Origin of the sequence: Bacillus paranthracis, assembly GCF_024296885.1 — a bacterium.
Taxonomy (GTDB): domain Bacteria; phylum Bacillota; class Bacilli; order Bacillales; family Bacillaceae_G; genus Bacillus_A; species Bacillus_A paranthracis.
The window spans coordinates 3,778,098-3,796,547 of record NZ_CP101135.1 but is presented as its reverse complement, the minus strand read 5'-3'; the positions used below and the strand labels follow the sequence as shown (position 1 = coordinate 3,796,547).

The window sequence follows — 18,450 nt, the reverse complement described above, 5'->3', positions numbered from 1 at the left end:
AAAAGGGGGAAGGAACATGCAAACATCTATGGAACCAGCAAACGGCTTAAACGGTTCAAAACATAGGAAAATGGCAACCATGTTATCAATCATTCCAGGCGTGGGCCAAATGTATAATAAACAATTTGTAAAAGGTCTTATTTTTCTAGTATTAACAGGTTCATTTATTGTAGCCTTTGCTGATTTATTAAATATGGGATTATGGGGAATTGTAACGCTTGGTACAGAAGTTCCACGTGACCATTCTGTCTTTCTATTAGTAGAAGGAATCTTGGCACTCATTGTCATCGTGTTTGGACTCGGAATATATGCATTTAATTTATATGATGCATACCAAAACGGAAAGAAACGGGATATAGGAACACCGTTAAACTCTGTAAAAGAGCAATACCGTAATTTACTAGACCAAGGTTTTCCGTATTTAATGGTTTCACCAGGGTTTTTATTACTTATCTTTGTCGTTGTATTTCCAATCATTTTCGTAATTTTAATTGGATTTACGAACTATGATTTATATCATTCTCCTCCAGCTAAATTAGTAGATTGGGTAGGATTTAAAAACTTTATTGATATCTTTACATTACCGATGTGGAGAGAAACGTTTTTAAGTGTATTTTCTTGGACTGTCATCTGGACATTCGTTGCAACGACATTACAAGTTGCACTTGGTATTTTCTTAGCGATTATCGTAAATCAGCCTGGTATTAAAGGGAAGGCGATTATTCGAACAATCTTCATTTTACCGTGGGCGGTCCCAGCATTCGTATCTATTCTTGTTTTCTCTGGTATGTTTAATGAAACATTTGGAGCGATTAACAATCAAGTATTAGCTTTATTCGGAATGGAAAAGATTGCTTGGATGACAGATCCATTTTGGGCGAAGATTGCTTTAATTATGATTCAAACGTGGCTTGGATTCCCGTTCGTCTTTGCAATGACAACAGGTATACTGCAATCGATTCCAGGAGAATTATACGAAGCGGCTACAGTAGATGGAGCTACAGCTTGGCAACAGTTTCGTAAAATTACATTGCCACTTGTTCTATATGCAACAGCACCAATATTAATTACGCAATATACGTTTAACTTTAATAACTTTAGTATCATCTATCTATTTAACGGCGGAGGTCCTGCTGTAGCTGGACAAGACGCAGGTGGAACAGATATTTTAATTTCATGGATTTATAAGTTAACGATGACTTCCGCGCAGTACGGAAAAGCAGCAGCTCTTACAATGATCTTATCGTTAATCGTTATTACAGTTGCGTTATGGCAATTTAAGAGAACAAAATCATTCCAAGAAGAGGATATGATGTAAATGAATATTAAAAGACAAAAGATGTTACGTCTCTCATTAAGTTATCTCGTTATTTTCGTAATGTGTGCCATCATTTTCTATCCATTATTATGGATTATTGGCTCATCGTTTAATCCGGGTGATAGTTTATCTGGATCAAGTATTATTCCGCAAAATGCAACACTAGATCATTATCGTAAGTTATTAGATTTAGAGAATAGTAATTATTTACTATGGTATAAAAACACATTAAAAGTAAGTGTTTTAACGATGATTTTTTCAGTGTTAGCAATTAGTTTTACTGCTTATGCATTTTCGAGATACCGTTTTGTTGGAAGAAAAAATGGTTTATTAACATTTTTAATTTTGCAAATGATTCCAAACTTTGCAGCGTTAATCGCTTTATACGTATTAGCACAGTTAACAGGATTAATTGATACGCACCTTGCATTAATTTTAATTTATGTAGGCGGGGCAATTCCAATGAACACATGGCTTATGAAAGGGTATTTTGATACGATTCCGAAAGAATTGGATGAGTCAGCTCGTATGGATGGAGCAGGGCATTTCCGTATTTTTTGGCAAATCATTATGCCACTTGCAAAGCCAATCGTAGCGGTTGTAGCGTTATTTACTTTCATCGGCCCATTTACAGATTTTATTTTAGCGAGTATTATTTTGCGCACACCAGAAAATTATACGTTAGCAGTTGGATTATATGAAATGGTGGCGAAGAAATTTGGGAATGAATTTACAACGTTCGCAGCGGGTTCCGTATTGATTGCAATCCCAATTTCAATTTTATTCCTATCACTACAAAAATACTTTATCTCTGGTTTAACTGCTGGAGGTACGAAAGGATGAAAAATGGGACATTATGTCCCATTTTTCTTTTCATCTTCCTATAAAACATTTTATAGGGAGATGAAAAGAGATTTGACATCCCATATGAAAAGAAGTGAAATAAATAGTATATTATAGTATAGGAAAAAAGAGCTCTATCCCTTACAATACATGGAGAGGGAGAATATGATAGGTTTTACAAGATAGAATCAATGAAAGTTTATGACTTCCCCTATTACTTGCAACGGGTGCAAGATGAAAATATATAAAATGGCAGAGAAGTGAAAGGAGGGGGATTTTTATGACAGTTACAATTAAAGATGTGGCGAAGAAGGCGAATGTAGCACCATCTACCGTTTCTCGTGTAATTGCTGATAATCCAAGTATAAGTGAAAAAACAAAGCGTCGTGTTCGGAAAGTAATGAGTGAACTAGGGTATCATCCTAATTTAAACGCAAGAAACCTAGCTAACCAAACAACAAAAACACTTGGCCTTGTTATGCCAAGTTCTGCAAGTAAAGCTTTTCAAAATCCGTTTTTCCCAGAAGTTATAAGAGGGATTAGTTCGTTTGCACATGTGGAAGGGTATGCGCTTTATATGTCGACAGGTGAAACGGAAGATGAAATTTTTAATGGTGTTGTAAAGATGGTGCAGGGGCGCCAAATTGGTGGCATTATTCTTTTATATTCAAGAGAGAATGATCGGATTATTCAATATTTACATAAACAAAATTTCCCGTTCGTATTAATCGGGAAACCATATGATCGTAAAGAAGAAATTACATATGTAGATAATGACAATTATACAGCTGCAAGAGAAGTAGCAGAATATTTGATTTCATTAGGTCATAAACAAATCGCGTTCATCGGCGGTGGATCAGATTTACTTGTGACGAGAGATCGTTTGGCTGGTATGAGTGATGCTTTAAAATTAGCAGACATTGTATTGCCGAAAGAGTATATTTTACATTTTGATTTTTCAAGAGAAAGTGGTCAACAAGCCGTGGAGGAATTAATGGGGCTAAAGCAACCACCGACAGCAATTATGGCAACGGATGACTTGATTGGACTTGGTGTGCTAAGTGCACTTTCTAAAAAAGGATTCGTTGTACCGAAGGATGTTTCAATTGTAAGCTTTAATAATGCTTTATTATCAGAAATTGCGAGTCCTCCGCTTTCAACAGTTGACGTGAATATATATCAGCTAGGATATGAGGCAGCAAAAGCTTTAGTTGATAAAGTAGAGAATGCGGAGTCTACTGCAAAGTGTATCATTATTCCGCATAAATTACTGAAGCGTCAAACTTGCGATCATTATGCATAAAAAAAGCTAAGAGTTTAACTCTTAGCTTTTTTGTTGTAGAAAGGATTCTAAACGGTCACAGCCTTCTTTTAAAGTTTCAATACTATATGCATAGGATAAGCGAAGGTAGCCTTCACCATATTCAGAGAATGCTGTTCCAGGAACGACGGCAAGTCCAGCTTCTTTCACAAGATCAAGTGCAAAATCAAATGATGAAGATGTTAAATGGCCAACATATGGGAATAAGTAAAATGCACCTGTTGGCTTTTCAACTGTTAAGCCCATTTGAATGAGCCTATTATATACGTAATCACGTCGTTTTTTGTATTGATGACGCATCATTTTTGGTGCATCTTTAGCAGCTGTTAAAGCTTCAATTGCAGCATATTGAGCGATTGAAGTAGCGCACGTTACGTTGTATTGATGAACTTTTAATATATGCCCAGCTAAATATCTTGGTGCGAATAATAGACCGATACGCCAGCCGGTCATAGAATGTGATTTTGATAAACCGTTAATGACGATAGTCTTTTCACGCATTTCTGGGAAATGAGCGATCGATGTATGTGTCTGTTCATATACAAGTTCGCTATAAATTTCATCAGAAAGAACGAAAATATTTTTATCTTTTAAAACATTTACAATATCCTGTAGTTCTTCTTTTGATAAAGTTACACCAGTTGGATTAGAAGGATACGGCAGTACGACGCATCTTGTTTTTTCTGTAATGGCCTTTTCCAGTGCTTCGGCTGTTAAACGGAAGCCAGTTTCACGAACATCGATAAAAATAGGTGTTGCGCCGCATAATCGAATAATCGGTTCGTACCCTGGATAAATAGGGGCAGGTAAAATGACTTCTGTTCCTGGCTCTAAAATCGTTCGAAATGCAACATCAATTGCTTCACTAGCACCGATTGTAACGATGGTTTCGTTTTCAGGTGAATAATGTAAATCATAGTTATCTTTTACAAAGTTACAAGCTGCCTTGCGTAACTCTAGTAAACCAGCGTTATGTGTATAGCTTGTATAATTTTCTGTAATAGCCCGTTTCGCCGCTTCTTTTACGAGAGAAGGTGTAGGAAAATCAGGTTGTCCAATTGTTAAAGAGATAAGATTATCATAGTTTTGAATCATGTTAGAGAATTGACGGATTCCAGAAATTTGGATGTCCTTTACTCTAGGGTTAATGAATTGTTCCATTGTATCTCCCTTTCTTCCGTTTGAAAATTAAGTTCATTTTAACATATTTTCTATCATTTCGCTTGCGTATATGGTATGTAGAAAGAGAGGGATAATAGAAAAAAAGCCGCTGTAAGCGACTTTTTAATATCCGTATTCCCAATCTATTTCATCTTCATTCCAAAGTACAGAGGATACTTTGCCAAGGTGAACAACTGATTCATTCACAGCGCATGTGCAATTTTCTTCTCCTGTTTTATGCTGTAACTCTTCATACACTGATTTTTCAACGTTTTCTAGAACGACCAAATTTTCTTCTTTTAAAACAAGCGTAGTACCCGCCATATTTATCTTCCTCCTACTAAAATAATGATCACTTATTTGTAAACATAGATAGTATGGATTATATGCTGTATTTTGCTATAGTTGTCCGTCTTATGAAGTATTTTTTATTTTCTTTGTAATCCGTATTCATTGTATACTGTCGGGCAGAAATTTGGTACAGGGTTTACATTCATTTCGAAAATCTGTAACAATTATTATGTGTTGTTAACAAAGAATTAACAAATATGTTAAGAAAAATCAAAATTTTAAAACAAACAAACCTGTAAAATGATATAATCATATCAAAATACATATAGGGGATGAGAGGCTATGGAGCTTATCCGTGATTTAATGATCCAAATTGCAATCATTATTTTGCCACTATTTTTATACGAAGCGATTCGTTTAAATCGTTATCAAGAAATGCCTCCGAAGCCGAACCGCTACTTTATTATGTTTTTATCTAGCATTACACTCGTTCTCTCTATGACATATTCTATTTGTTTTGGGGACGTTTGCGGGTATAACTTTCACCCAATCCCAATTGTTAGTGGTTTTTTATATGGTGGGATTGTTGGTTTAATCCCGGCCGTTATTTTTGTTGTCTATGAATGGGCGCTAAAGGGCATAAACCTTCTTCCAGTCATAGAAGTAATATTTCTATTGATAGTTCCATTATTTTTATCAAAGAAATGGTCTCTATTTTCAAGGGATAAGAAGCTAATTTTAGCATTTATGATTTCATCATTGTACGTACTTGTTTCTTTAGTGATTGGTATGATTAACGTTCTGTTAGAAACGGGGTTTACACCATATGTTTCGCACTTATATAGCGGATATATATTTGCTTCGCTTATTATGGTTATGACAATGGTATTTCAGGTGTACTTAACAGAATATTTAAATGAAAATGCAATACTACGTACAGAGATGCAAAAGTCAGAGAAACTTAATATTGTAAGTGAGTTAGCAGCAAGTGTTGCACATGAGGTTCGAAATCCGCTCACTGTTGTTCGTGGTTTTATTCAATTGCTAGAAAGTACGGAAGATGTGAAGAACAAGGATTATATGCGTCTCGTATTAGCTGAATTGGACCGGGCAGAACAAATTATTTCAGATTATTTAAATTTAGCAAGGCCACAAATTGAGAAAAAAGAACATATTTGCTTATCAGCTCAATTAATAGAAATGACAACTCTTATGTCATCATTTGCAGCGATGCAAGGTGTATATTTGCAAGTTGAGATTTCTGAAAGTCTTTATACAATCGGTGATAAAACGAAATTGAAGCAAGCTATTATGAATGTTGTTAAAAATGGTATTGAAGCAATTCAAGGAAATAAAGGATATTTAAAAGTAACGGCTATACAAAAAGATGAAACGATTGTAATAAGAGTTAAAGATAGTGGTGTTGGGATGACGAAAGAACAATTAGCAAGGCTCGGACAACCGTATTATTCTTTAAAAGAAAAAGGGACAGGATTAGGACTAATGGTAACATTTAGTATTTTACAAGCGCATAATGGTACGCTGGAATATAAAAGTGAAAGTGGGAAAGGAACTGAAGCGATTATTATATTACCAGCTGTAAGAAATAAGGAGTAAAAGTTACCGATAGAAGGTAACTTTTTATTTTATATTAGAAAAAATATATGCTATTCAGTTGTTTTTTCTTGTTTTGTTCGGCTAAATAAACTTCTAAATGATTGGAAAAAACTTTGTTCTTTTGAGGCGGCGACTAATCTTTTTGTTTCTTGAATTTCGCGAATTACTTGCATAAGTTGTGCATCACGGTTGCTATCTTTATTATAAATTTGATTTACGAGTTTATTCATTTTTTCTTCTTGTTTAGATTCTCGTTTATACATATGATTCATTAATAAGTCCATCTTTTCTTTTTGCAGAGCATCTGTTTGAGCGGCATGATCCACTAACTCTTGTAGCATTTTTTCCTGAGATCCTTCTTTTACATAAACTTGTTGCATCAACTCATCTAGCTTTTCATCTTTTAAACGATTTTGGGTAATAAGGGTAGAATTTTGATGAATAATGGCTTCATTTAGTTGAGCGAGCATTTCAAGTTTTAACATGAATTCCTCGAAGTTGCGCCCATCTTCTTTTTCTTTCGGTTGTATTTCTTGCGTATTTTGTATAACTGGTACAGGTGGGGCCTCTTTTTCTTTTAAAATAATTGGTATCGTTTCTGAAATATCTTCCTGCAATGTAGCAGCTCTTTCATGTATAGATTTCAATAGTTTTAAATCATCAAGTTTATAAATACGAGCATCAGCTGTTTTGGAAATTATATAACCATGTTCTTCTAACAGTTGACTATATTTGCGGACTATATGTTTTGGGATGCCTGTTTTATTTGTCACATCTTTCGTTTTATAGGTAGCTTCCATAATATTTCCTCCCCAAAAAGTATCGTATATATCATTTCAATCTTTTATGAGGACTTCCTTTGAAAAAGAATGTCGGAAGGTTATTAGTTTTCTACAGCATTAGTGAAAAGATGAAGAAAAATGAGAGTTTTTGGCGGAATGGCGAAGAAGAGCTAAAATAATGTCTGAAAACATATACAGGAGAAGTTTGTTATAATAACTGAGGAGAAGAAACTGGTAGAATCATGGAGGTATACATGAAGCAATTAAAAGGTATTATCATTTCAATTATTGCAATTCTTTCTATTGTAGTAGCGGTGTATGAAGTGCTTGTTCCAGAGGAAACAAGTATTAAAAAAACAAATGCGTATGATCAAGTTCTAGAATTTCCGAAAGATCGATACCCAGAGACAGGGAAACATATTACGGATGCTATAAAAGAAGGGCATTCAGAAGTGTGTACAATCGACCGTGGTGGAGCTGCGGATAGAAGAAAATTATCGTTAGCTCCATACCCATCAAAAAAAGGGTATGATCGTGATGAATGGCCAATGGCGATGTGTAAAGAAGGCGGAAAAGGAGCGCACATCGAATATATAAGTCCAGCAGATAATCGCGGAGCAGGCTCTTGGGTAGGAAATAAGTTAGATAAATACCCAGATGGTACGCGTGTAAAATTTGACGTAAAGTAGTAGTTGTATATTTCATAATGAAGGAGGAGGGAAACGATGGAGTTAACAATTTCGTATTCGCAATTAATGTTAATGAATTATGACGGTGAGCAGCCTTACGTTGACTGGACGGATGAAGATTTTGAGAGAGGTTATGCGAAGGCGGATGGAACTGTTATTTTTGAAGCACTTTCTGATTATACTTGTGAAGTAAAAGTGACCCCAGGGAAACATATTGAGAAAGAAGAAGTAATTAGAACGGTTACAGTTCCTTTTACAGTTGAAAATGAATGTATCGTTGTAACAAGTATTCTTTCAAATAAATTTCAAATTCCTATTCCAAATGGTGAGTATACGGTTGTATTACAGGCAACACCCCTTGAAGAACCAACGGATGATGAATTATATAAAATACAATATGAATTCTTTTTTGAAAGTAAAGAATAAAAAATGGGTATCCTCAAAAAGGATACCCCATTTTTATTATGCGTTTGTTTTTAGCAAGGAACGAGCGTCTTTTGCCGCTTGCACCATGTGCTCTAAAGCTGGAATAACTTCTTCTGTTCTTCTCGTTTTTAAACCACAATCAGGATTAATCCAGAAATATTTAGGATCGCATACTTTTAAAGATTGTTCTACGATTTTATACATTTCATCTTTACTTGGTACACGTGGGCTATGAATATCATATACACCTAGACCGATGCCTTTTTCATATGTTGTATGTTTTAATGTATCAATAAATTCACCGTGACTTCTTGATGTTTCGATAGAAATCACATCTGCATCTAATGCGCGAATCGCATCAACGATATCTTCGAAGTTACTGTAACACATATGAGTATGAATTTGTGTTTCATTTGCTACAGATGAAGTGGCTAAAAGGAAGGATTGTACTGCCCATGTAATATAAGCGTCCCAATCTTTTTCTTTTAGTGGCATTCCTTCACGAAGTGCTGGCTCATCGACTTGAATTACTCGAATTCCGGAAGATTCAAGTAGTTCAATTTCATGACGAAGAGCTAATGCAATTTGATATGAAACTTCTTTTCTTGGAATGTCATTTCGAACGAAGGACCAATTTAAAATCGTAACAGGTCCAGTTAACATTCCTTTTACAACTTTCTCTGTTAAGCTTTGTGCATAAACAGTTTCCTTAATAGTCATTCCGTTAATAAAGGCTACATCACCATAAATAACAGGTGGTTTTACGCAGCGGGAACCGTATGATTGCACCCAACCGTTTTTAGTGAATGAGAAACCAGCAAGGCGTTCACCAAAATATTCGACCATGTCAGTTCTTTCAAACTCACCATGTACAAGAACATCAAGACCAATTTCTTCTTGGTAACGAATCCATTTTTCTGTCTCTTTTTCAATAAATTGTTCATATTGTTCATTTGAAATAACACCGTTACGCCATTCTTTTCGCGTTTGGCGAACTTCAGTTGTTTGCGGGAAGCTACCGATAGTTGTTGTTGGTAACAACGGTAACTTCAGAGCAACTTGTTGCAATTCGTATCGTTTTTCAAATGGAAGAGGTCGTGAAAAATCTTCTTCTTTTAGTGCTGTTCGTGCTGCTTTGACATCTTCTCGGTTACGTGCAGCAGATGAACGAATTGTATGATGTACATTTCGATATGTTTCCAGCTCATTACGAATGCTTTCTGTACCTTGAGTTAGAGCGGAATGAATAAGAACTAACTCTTCTAATTTTTGATTTGCAAATGCCAACGCGTCAAATAGCTCAGTCGATAAGTGAGTTTCTTCTGTTTTATCGATTGGCGTATGCAATAAGCTACAAGAAGGCTGAACGATGAAGTTTTTCGTTTGGACTTGTTTTTGTAACGTTGTAAATAACGTAAGAACTTCATCAAGATCGGCTCTCCAAATGTTACGGCCATCTATACAACCAACAGCTAAAGTTTTATCAGCTGGGAATCCATATTTTGAAATAGCATGTAGATTACCTTCTTTACCATGAATGAAATCTAATCCAATACTTGATACTGGGAATGTAATGATTTCTTCATAGTTTTCTTCTACACTATCAAAATATGTTTGTAAAAGAAGATTCGCATTTGGAACTTCTTTACGAATAGCTTCATAAATTTCTTTTGCTTGTTGAACTTCTTCTTTCGTTAAAGAAGCGAAAATCGGTTCATCAACTTGAATGATTTGTGCACCAGCTGCATGTAGTTCTGAAAGCAGTTGTACGTAAGGTGCAACTAACTGTTTTAAAATAGTAGCAAATTGCTCTTGTGTATAGCCTTTAGCTAATTTCAAGAAAGTATATGGTCCTAAAATAACAGGTTTTCCATCTACTCCTAATTCTTGTTTTGCCTCTTCGTATAAGCGAAGTGGACGATTATCTTTTAAAGAGATTTGTAATCCCTCTTCATATTCTGGAACGATATAATGATAGTTTGTGTTAAACCATTTTGTCATTTCGGAAGCTACGTGATCTTTAGAGCCACGCGCCATTGCGAAATATACATCAAGGTAAGATGTAAACTCAGAAAAACGTGATGGGATAAATCCTAGCATATAAGCAGTATCCAAAACGTGATCGTAATATGTAAAGTCGCCAATTGGAATAAGTTCAATCCCTTTTTCTTGCTGTGCTTTAACGTGTTTAAGACGAATTTCTTTCATTGTTGTTAAAAATTGTTCTTCATCAATTTTATTAGACCAAAAAGCTTCCAATGTTTTTTTCCACTCTCGTTGTAGTCCGATACGTGGATAACCTAAGTTACTTGTTTGAATTGCCATTTCAAATTCCTCCCTAATTGAAAGTAAGCATTTCCGTTTACTAGGAAATACCTATAACAAAAAGTATAAAGGCATAGAAAATAAGCCTTCCTTTTTGTTTTAACACCTCATCATCATCCGTGAATCTATCAGTGTTGTTAAAACAGGCAGGTCTCCTGACTTATGCTTCATATGATTTCTTTCACCTTCCCGTTTTCACAGTGGCATTAAAAAGAAATCTCAGCATTTACAGTGGCGGGACCGTGTTGGAGTTTCACCAAGCTTCCCTTTTAAACACGAAACAAACTGTTCGTGTACCCATTTTCCTTTTGAAAGGAATTTAACAAGCGATATGATATTGAAACAAATTCTAACACAATTTTTGGAATTTTGTCTACTGTTTTGAAATAAGAAAATTCTAAAGTTTTTTATTTTAATTATTTGTATTTTTCTGATTTTTTTAGAGTGAAGAAACATGAGGAGAATTGAAATAAAGTGCGATTAAATTTATAAAGAAATGGGTACCTATACATACATAAGATGCCAGTTATGTTATTAAATAATTGGTTTATCTTATATAGAAAATTAAACAAGCATAACCCCAACCTAAATTAGAATGGGGTTATACTTGTTTTAGACTTTGAAATAAAATAACTATATTGTCATTTTACAGTTTCTATTTTAAAAGTTTAATCCGTATCAATATCAATTTCTGAAAGTCGCCCGGCAACAGCATCTGCAAGAAGGGTGTTTAACCATTGCAATTCAACTGTAATATGTTCAATAACACTTTGCAAAATATATAGTTGTGCACGTGGAATTTGTCCGTTGCTACAGTCATAAATAGTTTGCATGTTATGTAAATATTGAATGGTATCATTTTTCTTTTTTTCTAAAATCGGAACTAACTCTTGGTCATCACCAAAATGAGCGAAAGAGAGTGCCGAATAAATTGGTTTATATATTTGATTTTTTGCCTCGAATTGTTTTAATAGTAATGTGTGAAATAACCGTTTACCTTCGTCTGTTATATGAAAAATTGTTTTATCTGGTCTATTTGTATCTCGAACAATAGTTGTAACACGAATTGCACCTTGCTTTTCTAATTGCTCGAAGGCGTAATAAAGTGATCCTTTTGCATATTTAATATAACAATCCATTTGTCTTTCTTTCATGATGTGTTGCACTTCATATGGATGTTTATCCCCTTCGAGTAGCAAACCGAGAATGACTAATTTCATGCTCATTCTGTCTCAACTGCTACTAAAAATATAGACAAATGTATATTCTTAGAGTATTCCTGCTTCTACGTGCCCTGCCTCGCTAATCACTTGCCACTACAGTTTGCTGTGACACTCCACAGGCGTAAATTCCGATGTAGCCCACCGTACATATATACAAACTATTTACGTTAGTATTGTATATTCTTTTGCTTGTAAAAGGTTGATCGCTGCGTTCAAATCTCTATCCATTACATTGCCACATTCACATGTATATACTCGGTCAGATAGCTTTAAATCCGCTTTCTTTTGACTGCAACATGAGCATAACTTTGACGATGGATAAAACCGGTCTACTTGACGTAATTCAATTCCATATTCCTCACATTTCGTCAAAAGCCACGTTTTAAATGCAAAAAAAAGACTACTTGGCAATTGTTTTAGATAAATGTTTATTCTTCATCATACCTTTCACATTCAAATCTTCCACTGTAATAAACGTTGGCTTGGTTTTCACCACATTCGTTACAATAGACTTTACATACTCTATTCGAATATTCGCTAATCGAGCATGCAACTTTTGCACTCTAAGAACATTTTTATCTATATCCACTCTTTTATTAGTAACAGATTTTTCACCTCTTTTTTTTAGATTTTCAAATTTACGTGCTAAAGAGCGTTGTTCACGTTTTAACCGTTTTTCTATCTTTTTTACTTTTATTGTTTTGTTGATGTTTTCATGAACGATACCATCGCTACGTGTAGCAAAATCCTTCACTCCTAAATCAATCCCTAGACCTATTTTATTGAGTGCTAACTTTGTTGCCATTTCTTCCAATTCGCAAAGTACAGATACAAAATATCTTCCTTTTGGGTTTCGGTAAGCAGGTAAAACACCTTGATTGTCCCAACTTTGCAATGTCTTAACAGAGACATTAAGCATTTCTGAAAATTCTTTTGGTTTATATTGTTTCATAATTACTTTTTTGCTATATATGCACACTTTTGTCTATGTTTTTGTTTACTGTTTCTTTCTCCTGTATATAGAAACTTTATCCCGATTGGTGAGGGATAATAACCAGTAGGAATGGTTCCTTACTGATCAAAGATTTACTTTATATATTATAAACGGCATACCCTTTTTCATAAAGGGTATGCCGTTTCTTTTTTCTATACTAACTTACTTGCTTTTGTTTTTGTTTCGTTTTTGGTCCTGTAAAAAGACGCTCATTTCCCATAAGTAAAATGCAAATAATACTTAGTACAGCCGGGATCAGTGCCCAGAAGAATGTACTGGCAATAGATGTAGCTAGAGCTTCTTTAATACCAGTTAATATTTCAGTTGGTATTTTATCGGTAGCACCTGGTGATAATAAGAAACTTGTGTCTCCACCCTTTGGAGCTAATTTTGCTAGTTCAGGTGGGAAGAGAGTGTTTAGTTTATCTGTAAAAATATGATTTTGAATTGTACCGAAAATCGTTACACCAAGAGTCATACCGAGTGAACGGAAAAATGAGTTTGTTGATGTAGCAGAACCACGGTCTCTCATTTCTAATTTGTGAATCGAAGACATACTTAAAACTGAGAATGAGAAACCAACACCAAGTCCAGCGAGAACCATAAATAGTGTTACGAGTAGGCGAGGTGTGTCCATTGTTAAAGTGCTTAGTAAATAAATGCCAAGAACGAAGAAAACTCCAGATGCCATCATAATGTTACGATAACTTGTTCGAGAAGCTAACTGTCCACCCGTTTGACTTCCAATTACAGAGCCAATCATCATAGGTGTTAAAATTAATCCAGCATTTGAGGCTGAACCACCGAGAACACCTTGAACGAAGATTGGGATATAAACTGTACAGATGATAAAAGCGGCACCATAGAAAAAGGCAACACCTTGGCTAGCTGCGAATAAAGGTTTTTTAAATAGATGGAAAGAAATGATAGGCTCGGTTGCTTTTCGTTCTACGAAGAAGAAAATAATAAGCATAATAACAACTGTTGTAAATAAGCCGATAATCACAGTGGAATTCCATGCGTATTCTTTACCACCAAGTTCTAATGCGAACATTAAGCAAACGATACTAATAACAAGTGTAATAGCGCCAGCCCAATCAATTTTTTGTTTTCTAAATTCTAGAGATTCACTATAATATTTCGTAATGAAGAAGAAGGAGATAAGTCCTAATGGAATATTAATATAGAAGACCCAGTGCCAACTTATATAGTCTGTAATATAAGCACCTAATAAAGGGCCGAATACACTAGATGTTCCGAAAACAGCACCGAATAGCCCTGTCATTTTTCCGCGCTTTTCTGGTGGGAATATGTCGTACATAATAGTGAAGGCGATAGGCATAAGAGCTCCGCCACCAATTCCTTGAATTGCTCTATAAATACTTAATTGCTCAATACTAGATGCTGTTCCACAAAGTGCAGAACCGAACAAGAAAAGAATAAGGCCACCAATATAAAAGCGTTTCCGTCCGTACATATCAGAAAGTTTTCCGAAGATAGGCATTCCTGCCATTGTTGCTACCATATATGCAGACGTGACCCAAACGAACTTGTCAAATCCTCCTAGGTCTCCAACGATTGTTGCCATTGCTGTTGCAACGATTGTATTATCCATTGCCGCCATTAAAATACCAAGTAGTAAACCCGCAACAACAAATTTTGTCTTGCTGGAGTCTTTTTTTGATAATTGAGATTCCAAAGATAACCCTCCTTTAATAATAAGTAAACTATATTAAGTTTTGAGTGCAGCGCATAAAAATTATAAATATATTTTTAAAAATCAATTTACACAAGTGCACTGACAAAGCCATAAAGAATATTATAGTCAAGTTTGACTAAAAGGCAAACTTTTTCTTCCGTCAAAATATTCTGTTGTATGGACAGCGAAAGAGTGAGTAATACTTAGTATTGGTAAAAAGTCAATGAAGGAAATTGTAAAAAAATATTTCAGTAAGAATACCTGCTGTTAACAGATGAAAAATGGTTTTTTCTTTACTTTGTCGAATAGGATAAAAGGAAGAGTAATAACTATATATCGTTTGTAACGAGCTTTATTAATATTGTGTAGAGAGGCAGAATAAGGTCGTATGGATATGATGCATCTGAAATGGGGTGAATATTATTATGAAAATATGGAAACGAATTCCGGATCAAGGAAGGCGTTCAATACCGCTACAACCGGTATTATGGATTGATGGCTCAAAAAAGGAAAATGAATGTCCTAACGTAGCAGTTACATTACAAATCCGTAGTATGTATAAAGAAAAATTTTCATATGAACTGACCTATGATGTAAACGACATACTTATTATTCGAATTGAAGTTGAAAATAAAGGAATGGAAATGATTTCACGAGTTGTAGTAAGTCATATGATTCGAGATTATTTTGCCTATATTCCAAATTCATTAAAGGTTGATAAGGGGATGAGCGAGTTTCTGTTCCAGCTTGTAAGGTGGAGAATCGATAATTTATTACCAAATGAGAAGGTAGAGTTAATTTGTAAAATAAAAGCAAATAAAGATAAAGAACTCAAAAACACACTATTTCAGGCTACATATACATTTCAATATAACGGAGTATCATATGGTCCGTTGCAAACAAATGAAGTTGTTGTACGGCAATGATAAAAAGGAACCTGTATGAAAGGTTCCTTTTTGATTCCCTTTTTTGTTCGATCCATATTTACAATAGCGTCGATTTGATTGTATGTAATGAAGTTTACTCCGAAAGAATTAAATAGTAATTTTAGCGACTACAGAAACCCCGATAGTAAACGTATAATATCTGATAGATTTTTCTTTTGTAGCATGTAGGTCACCATATTTCTAAAATGATGCATGGCATATATATGAAATAGAATAGAAATGGTAGACAAGCTTAAGCGGAAATGTACACTCAATATGTACATTTTTTATTTTGTAGAAAAACATAATTGTTATAGAAACATATATTGGTATAGAAGGGAGGTGAAGTATGAAACATAAAGGGAAAATTAGTGGATTATTACTTGGGAATACAGTGGCAGTTACAGAATGGATTGCGCTTCAGGATGTAATTACAAAACTGGATTCGCGATCATTTTATACCGTCTTTATTATTTATATATTGCAAATGATACTCAGCTATTATTTTGGACATTGGTATGATAAAAAAGCGAGTGGGCGTATGGATACGGAAGTAGGAGGAATGGCAAGTAATGATTTTGTAGTTGATTTTTTTGAGAAAGTAGCTGCTTTATCAGAACGAGATTCTCATAATATTACAGTGTACATTCTTTCTGTGAAAGAATGGAAAGGACTAAAAGAAACAGTGCAAGAAAAAAAATTGGAGGTGTTAGTACAAAAATTGGAGGGCACGATTGTAAAGACAATTCGTAAAGGCGATGTCGTTACGAAGTGGGATGAAAATAAGTATGTGATTGTGGCAATTGATAACGGACATGAAAAGTCGACAATAACAAACCGATTAATGAAAAATATTGAAAGTGAAATAGAAAATGGTTTGTTAAGTATGACTCTATTATTTGGGGCTGCTAGTTATCCTATAGAAGGAAAAACGTTTGAAGAATTGTTAAGAAAGGCACAAAATCAATTGTACCAGCATAGAAATTTGTAAAAAAATAAGTGAAATTTTGATTTGAAGAAATATGATATGAAGAAGTTTTTATTGTAACATTTTTTTGACTTTTATTACAAAAAGAACTTTTTTTGTAATAAAAGTCTTTAAAAATATATGAAATAGGCATATAATTATGATGGATGTGTCAATGCATTTTGCACAATGTGTTTCATTTTAAAAGTGTAGAGGAAAGTATACTCTACACTTTTCCTTTTTAGGGAATGGCAAGAATAATTGTAAGTTGTTGCAAGATAGCATTTATACTGTGTAAAATGAACGAAGAGATTATTTGATAGAAAGCGGGAAAGGGAATGATAGAATGATAGACGTGTGAGAACAACGAACATCTTTTATCAGGTGAATGATTACTGTTGTTCTTCAAATTATTATGGTTGTGATGAATTCCGTTGTACTTTTGTGTAATACATAATATCAATAGGTTTTAAAAAGTGCCAAGTAAAAGATGGATATGGAACTGCTATTTAGTTCAAAAACGGAAAATGTAATTTCAAGTAATACAATTTGTACAAGCATTATAAACAATATGAATGATTTTCGTGAAAAAGGTGCGAGTGTGGAGTTTATAGAAGGTTATATAATTTCATAGCTTTTTACACGATGATCGTATATAAGTAGGAGGAAAAAGATGTTGAAATATAGTAAATTAGCAATTGTAACTGCATTATCAATGACTTTACTAGCGGGTTGTTTCGGGCCGAAACCAGAAGAGGAATTATATGTTGCATTTGAAAATGCTGCAAAGCAAGAAAAAACAATGTTTGAAGATGCAAAAAAACTTGAAACTTTAGAGAAAGAGGGACAAGAATTATATAACCAGATTGTTCAAGAAGGAAAAGATAATAATCAAACTGTTAAGGAAAAACTAAACCAAGCAGTGAAAAATACAGATGAACGAGAAAAAGTGCTTAAAAAAGAAAAAGAATCTTTAAATAAGGCACAAGAAGAAGTGAAATCGGCAGATAAATATGTGAAGAAAATTGAAGATAAGAAATTGAAAGATCAAGCGGATAAAGTGAAAAGCACATATGAGAAACGACATGATTCATTTAACAAAATGTATGATAGCTATAATAAATCGTTAAAACAAGAAAAAGAATTATATACAATGTTACAAGATAAAGGTACGAAATTAAAAGATATTAGTGAAAAAGTAAAAGTAGTAAATCAGTCTTATAAAGATATTGAATCAGAAAAAGACAAGTTTAATGAATTTACGAAGTCTTATAATACAGAAAAAATTGCTTTTTATAAACAAGCAAATATTAAAATTAAAGAAGAGAAAAAATAAAACAGTTTGGCCTACAATTGGCCAAACTGTTTTATTTTTTTGTATAGGTACGACTATACCATGGGACAGGTTCACTTAATTTCTTTTCTTGTTTTAGCGCTTCAGGACCAATATAATCTTGAAGTGTTTTTTTTGCTACTGTTAAAGATAAGGTTGTTTTCGGATTTCGATAGGAGGATTCAAGATGACCGAGATGTGGTAGGATTCGAAAATCTTCTTTTGTAGGAGGAATATGGAAAAAGTAATCACCTAAACGTATAAGAACATCAGATTGTTGTTGGCTAAAACGTGGATTTCTAGAGAAATGTAATCCTTCTTTAATAGCTTTTTTTTCAGTAATTAAGCGTTCTAAAGCTGTCTTTTTTAACCAGTATAAATACTTCGGATTAGTTGCAGCTTTAGCATGACGATTCACAACGAAAATAGATTGAGCTAGTCGATTAATAGAATGTTGGTTTTGTAATTGAGATTGTGGTTGTGAAGGTTTCATATTAAATCTCCTTTCAATTTTTCATTATTATACCATAAGTAA

At 34.1% G+C, this 18,450-nt stretch carries 18 protein-coding genes, 1 pseudogene and 1 riboswitch; of the genes and pseudogenes, 9 read left to right on the top strand and 10 right to left on the bottom strand.

The window, feature by feature from the left end; all coding sequences use genetic code 11:
• Nucleotides 1–16: 16 nt before the first annotated feature.
• The 3 genes from malC to malR all read left to right on the top strand — a co-directional run bounded on the left by malC (nucleotide 17) and on the right by malR (nucleotide 3,464).
• Nucleotides 17–1,318: a maltosaccharide ABC transporter permease MalC gene (gene malC, locus NLJ82_RS19485; protein ID WP_001194991.1), complete on the top strand. Its 1,302-nt coding sequence runs from the start codon at nucleotides 17–19 to the stop codon at nucleotides 1,316–1,318.
• Nucleotides 1,319–2,161, top strand: a complete 843-nt coding sequence (malD, locus tag NLJ82_RS19480; RefSeq protein WP_001022608.1) for a maltosaccharide ABC transporter permease MalD — start codon at nucleotides 1,319–1,321, stop codon at nucleotides 2,159–2,161.
• Nucleotides 2,162–2,441: 280 nt separating this feature from the next.
• The gene (malR, locus tag NLJ82_RS19475) at nucleotides 2,442–3,464 is read left to right on the top strand and encodes a maltose operon transcriptional repressor MalR (RefSeq protein WP_000219043.1); all 1,023 of its coding nucleotides are present in this window, start codon (nucleotides 2,442–2,444) and stop codon (nucleotides 3,462–3,464) included.
• A 21-nt stretch (nucleotides 3,465–3,485) separates the two neighbouring features.
• Here the strand turns inward: malR and NLJ82_RS19470 are convergent, their stop codons facing one another.
• Together NLJ82_RS19470 and NLJ82_RS19465 are read right to left on the bottom strand one after the other, a co-directional pair.
• The gene (locus NLJ82_RS19470) at nucleotides 3,486–4,643 is read right to left on the bottom strand and encodes an aminotransferase A (protein ID WP_000434568.1); all 1,158 of its coding nucleotides are present in this window, start codon (nucleotides 4,641–4,643) and stop codon (nucleotides 3,486–3,488) included.
• A gap of 123 nt (nucleotides 4,644–4,766) precedes the next feature.
• Nucleotides 4,767–4,967 carry a protein YkzT gene (locus NLJ82_RS19465; RefSeq protein WP_000929285.1) on the bottom strand — a complete coding sequence of 67 codons (201 nt, stop codon included), beginning with the start codon at nucleotides 4,965–4,967 and terminating at the stop codon, nucleotides 4,767–4,769.
• Between the two features lie 309 nt (nucleotides 4,968–5,276).
• Here NLJ82_RS19465 and kinB point away from each other — a divergent pair, with 309 nt between their 5' ends.
• Nucleotides 5,277–6,551, top strand: a complete 1,275-nt coding sequence (kinB, locus tag NLJ82_RS19460; RefSeq protein WP_000420386.1) for a sporulation sensor histidine kinase KinB — start codon at nucleotides 5,277–5,279, stop codon at nucleotides 6,549–6,551.
• 50 nt (nucleotides 6,552–6,601) lie between these two features.
• On the opposite strand, the gene NLJ82_RS19455 is transcribed toward kinB, so the two are convergent.
• Nucleotides 6,602–7,351, bottom strand: coding sequence for a DUF3967 domain-containing protein (locus tag NLJ82_RS19455; protein WP_000388462.1), 750 nt, complete (start codon nucleotides 7,349–7,351; stop codon nucleotides 6,602–6,604).
• Between the two features lie 236 nt (nucleotides 7,352–7,587).
• On the opposite strand from NLJ82_RS19455, the gene nucA reads away from it, so the two are divergent.
• Together nucA and comJ are read left to right on the top strand one after the other, a co-directional pair.
• Nucleotides 7,588–8,022 (top strand): DNA-entry nuclease, encoded by a 435-nt coding sequence (gene nucA, locus NLJ82_RS19450; protein ID WP_000811499.1) that lies wholly within the window; start codon nucleotides 7,588–7,590, stop codon nucleotides 8,020–8,022.
• Nucleotides 8,023–8,058: 36 nt separating this feature from the next.
• On the top strand, nucleotides 8,059–8,448 hold the full coding sequence (gene comJ, locus NLJ82_RS19445; RefSeq protein WP_000424028.1) for a competence protein ComJ: 390 nt from the start codon (nucleotides 8,059–8,061) through the stop codon (nucleotides 8,446–8,448).
• A 36-nt stretch (nucleotides 8,449–8,484) separates the two neighbouring features.
• Here the strand turns inward: comJ and metE are convergent, their stop codons facing one another.
• The 5 genes from metE to NLJ82_RS19420 all read right to left on the bottom strand — a co-directional run bounded on the left by metE (nucleotide 8,485) and on the right by NLJ82_RS19420 (nucleotide 14,689).
• Complete coding sequence (gene metE, locus NLJ82_RS19440) at nucleotides 8,485–10,773, bottom strand: 5-methyltetrahydropteroyltriglutamate--homocysteine S-methyltransferase (RefSeq protein WP_001007591.1); 2,289 nt, start codon at nucleotides 10,771–10,773, stop codon at nucleotides 8,485–8,487.
• 128 nt (nucleotides 10,774–10,901) lie between these two features.
• Nucleotides 10,902–11,089: riboswitch (cobalamin riboswitch) on the bottom strand.
• Nucleotides 11,090–11,441: 352 nt separating this feature from the next.
• Nucleotides 11,442–11,999, bottom strand: coding sequence for a PadR family transcriptional regulator (locus tag NLJ82_RS19435; protein WP_000062073.1), 558 nt, complete (start codon nucleotides 11,997–11,999; stop codon nucleotides 11,442–11,444).
• Nucleotides 12,000–12,158: 159 nt separating this feature from the next.
• Nucleotides 12,159–12,368, bottom strand: coding sequence for a zinc ribbon domain-containing protein (locus NLJ82_RS19430; RefSeq protein WP_157405038.1), 210 nt, complete (start codon nucleotides 12,366–12,368; stop codon nucleotides 12,159–12,161).
• A gap of 28 nt (nucleotides 12,369–12,396) precedes the next feature.
• Nucleotides 12,397–12,948, bottom strand: a complete 552-nt coding sequence (locus tag NLJ82_RS19425) for an RNA-guided endonuclease TnpB family protein (RefSeq protein WP_079994077.1) — start codon at nucleotides 12,946–12,948, stop codon at nucleotides 12,397–12,399.
• Between the two features lie 199 nt (nucleotides 12,949–13,147).
• Nucleotides 13,148–14,689: an MDR family MFS transporter gene (locus tag NLJ82_RS19420; RefSeq protein ID WP_000445753.1), complete on the bottom strand. Its 1,542-nt coding sequence runs from the start codon at nucleotides 14,687–14,689 to the stop codon at nucleotides 13,148–13,150.
• Between the two features lie 425 nt (nucleotides 14,690–15,114).
• Here NLJ82_RS19420 and NLJ82_RS19415 point away from each other — a divergent pair, with 425 nt between their 5' ends.
• On the top strand, nucleotides 15,115–15,615 hold the full coding sequence (locus NLJ82_RS19415; protein WP_000708168.1) for a hypothetical protein: 501 nt from the start codon (nucleotides 15,115–15,117) through the stop codon (nucleotides 15,613–15,615).
• On the opposite strand, the pseudogene NLJ82_RS19410 reads toward NLJ82_RS19415, so the two are convergent.
• Nucleotides 15,555–15,800, bottom strand: a pseudogene (locus NLJ82_RS19410) (hypothetical protein). The gene NLJ82_RS19415 and the pseudogene NLJ82_RS19410 sit on opposite strands and share 61 nt — an antisense overlap.
• A 164-nt stretch (nucleotides 15,801–15,964) precedes the next feature.
• Here NLJ82_RS19410 and NLJ82_RS19405 point away from each other — a divergent pair.
• Together NLJ82_RS19405 and NLJ82_RS19400 are read left to right on the top strand one after the other, a co-directional pair.
• A complete protein-coding gene (locus NLJ82_RS19405) occupies nucleotides 15,965–16,606 on the top strand; it encodes a diguanylate cyclase domain-containing protein (RefSeq protein WP_000680835.1) in 642 nt (213 codons plus the stop codon).
• Between the two features lie 649 nt (nucleotides 16,607–17,255).
• Nucleotides 17,256–17,918 carry a YkyA family protein gene (locus NLJ82_RS19400; protein ID WP_000922491.1) on the top strand — a complete coding sequence of 221 codons (663 nt, stop codon included), beginning with the start codon at nucleotides 17,256–17,258 and terminating at the stop codon, nucleotides 17,916–17,918.
• Between the two features lie 31 nt (nucleotides 17,919–17,949).
• Here NLJ82_RS19400 and NLJ82_RS19395 read toward each other — a convergent pair whose 3' ends face one another.
• Nucleotides 17,950–18,408: a YkyB family protein gene (locus tag NLJ82_RS19395; RefSeq protein WP_000804868.1), complete on the bottom strand. Its 459-nt coding sequence runs from the start codon at nucleotides 18,406–18,408 to the stop codon at nucleotides 17,950–17,952.
• Nucleotides 18,409–18,450: the final 42 nt, after the last annotated feature.

Excerpts from the sequence above, each read along its gene's own strand:
- malD (WP_001022608.1), top strand. The coding sequence starts at position 1,319 with ATGAATATTAAAAGACAAAAGATGTTACGTCTCTCATTAAGTTATCTC.
- comJ (WP_000424028.1), top strand. The coding sequence starts at position 8,059 with ATGGAGTTAACAATTTCGTATTCGCAATTAATGTTAATGAATTATGAC.
- NLJ82_RS19400 (WP_000922491.1), top strand. The coding sequence starts at position 17,256 with ATGTTGAAATATAGTAAATTAGCAATTGTAACTGCATTATCAATGACT.
- NLJ82_RS19470 (WP_000434568.1), bottom strand. The coding sequence starts at position 4,643 with ATGGAACAATTCATTAACCCTAGAGTAAAGGACATCCAAATTTCTGGA.
- NLJ82_RS19455 (WP_000388462.1), bottom strand. The coding sequence starts at position 7,351 with ATGGAAGCTACCTATAAAACGAAAGATGTGACAAATAAAACAGGCATC.
- NLJ82_RS19405 (WP_000680835.1), top strand. The coding sequence starts at position 15,965 with ATGAAACATAAAGGGAAAATTAGTGGATTATTACTTGGGAATACAGTG.
- malC (WP_001194991.1), top strand. The coding sequence starts at position 17 with ATGCAAACATCTATGGAACCAGCAAACGGCTTAAACGGTTCAAAACAT.
- NLJ82_RS19395 (WP_000804868.1), bottom strand. The coding sequence starts at position 18,408 with ATGAAACCTTCACAACCACAATCTCAATTACAAAACCAACATTCTATT.
- NLJ82_RS19465 (WP_000929285.1), bottom strand. The coding sequence starts at position 4,967 with ATGGCGGGTACTACGCTTGTTTTAAAAGAAGAAAATTTGGTCGTTCTA.
- kinB (WP_000420386.1), top strand. The coding sequence starts at position 5,277 with ATGGAGCTTATCCGTGATTTAATGATCCAAATTGCAATCATTATTTTG.
- nucA (WP_000811499.1), top strand. The coding sequence starts at position 7,588 with ATGAAGCAATTAAAAGGTATTATCATTTCAATTATTGCAATTCTTTCT.
- metE (WP_001007591.1), bottom strand. The coding sequence starts at position 10,773 with ATGGCAATTCAAACAAGTAACTTAGGTTATCCACGTATCGGACTACAA.
- NLJ82_RS19415 (WP_000708168.1), top strand. The coding sequence starts at position 15,115 with ATGAAAATATGGAAACGAATTCCGGATCAAGGAAGGCGTTCAATACCG.
- malR (WP_000219043.1), top strand. The coding sequence starts at position 2,442 with ATGACAGTTACAATTAAAGATGTGGCGAAGAAGGCGAATGTAGCACCA.
- NLJ82_RS19435 (WP_000062073.1), bottom strand. The coding sequence starts at position 11,999 with ATGAGCATGAAATTAGTCATTCTCGGTTTGCTACTCGAAGGGGATAAA.
- NLJ82_RS19425 (WP_079994077.1), bottom strand. The coding sequence starts at position 12,948 with ATGAAACAATATAAACCAAAAGAATTTTCAGAAATGCTTAATGTCTCT.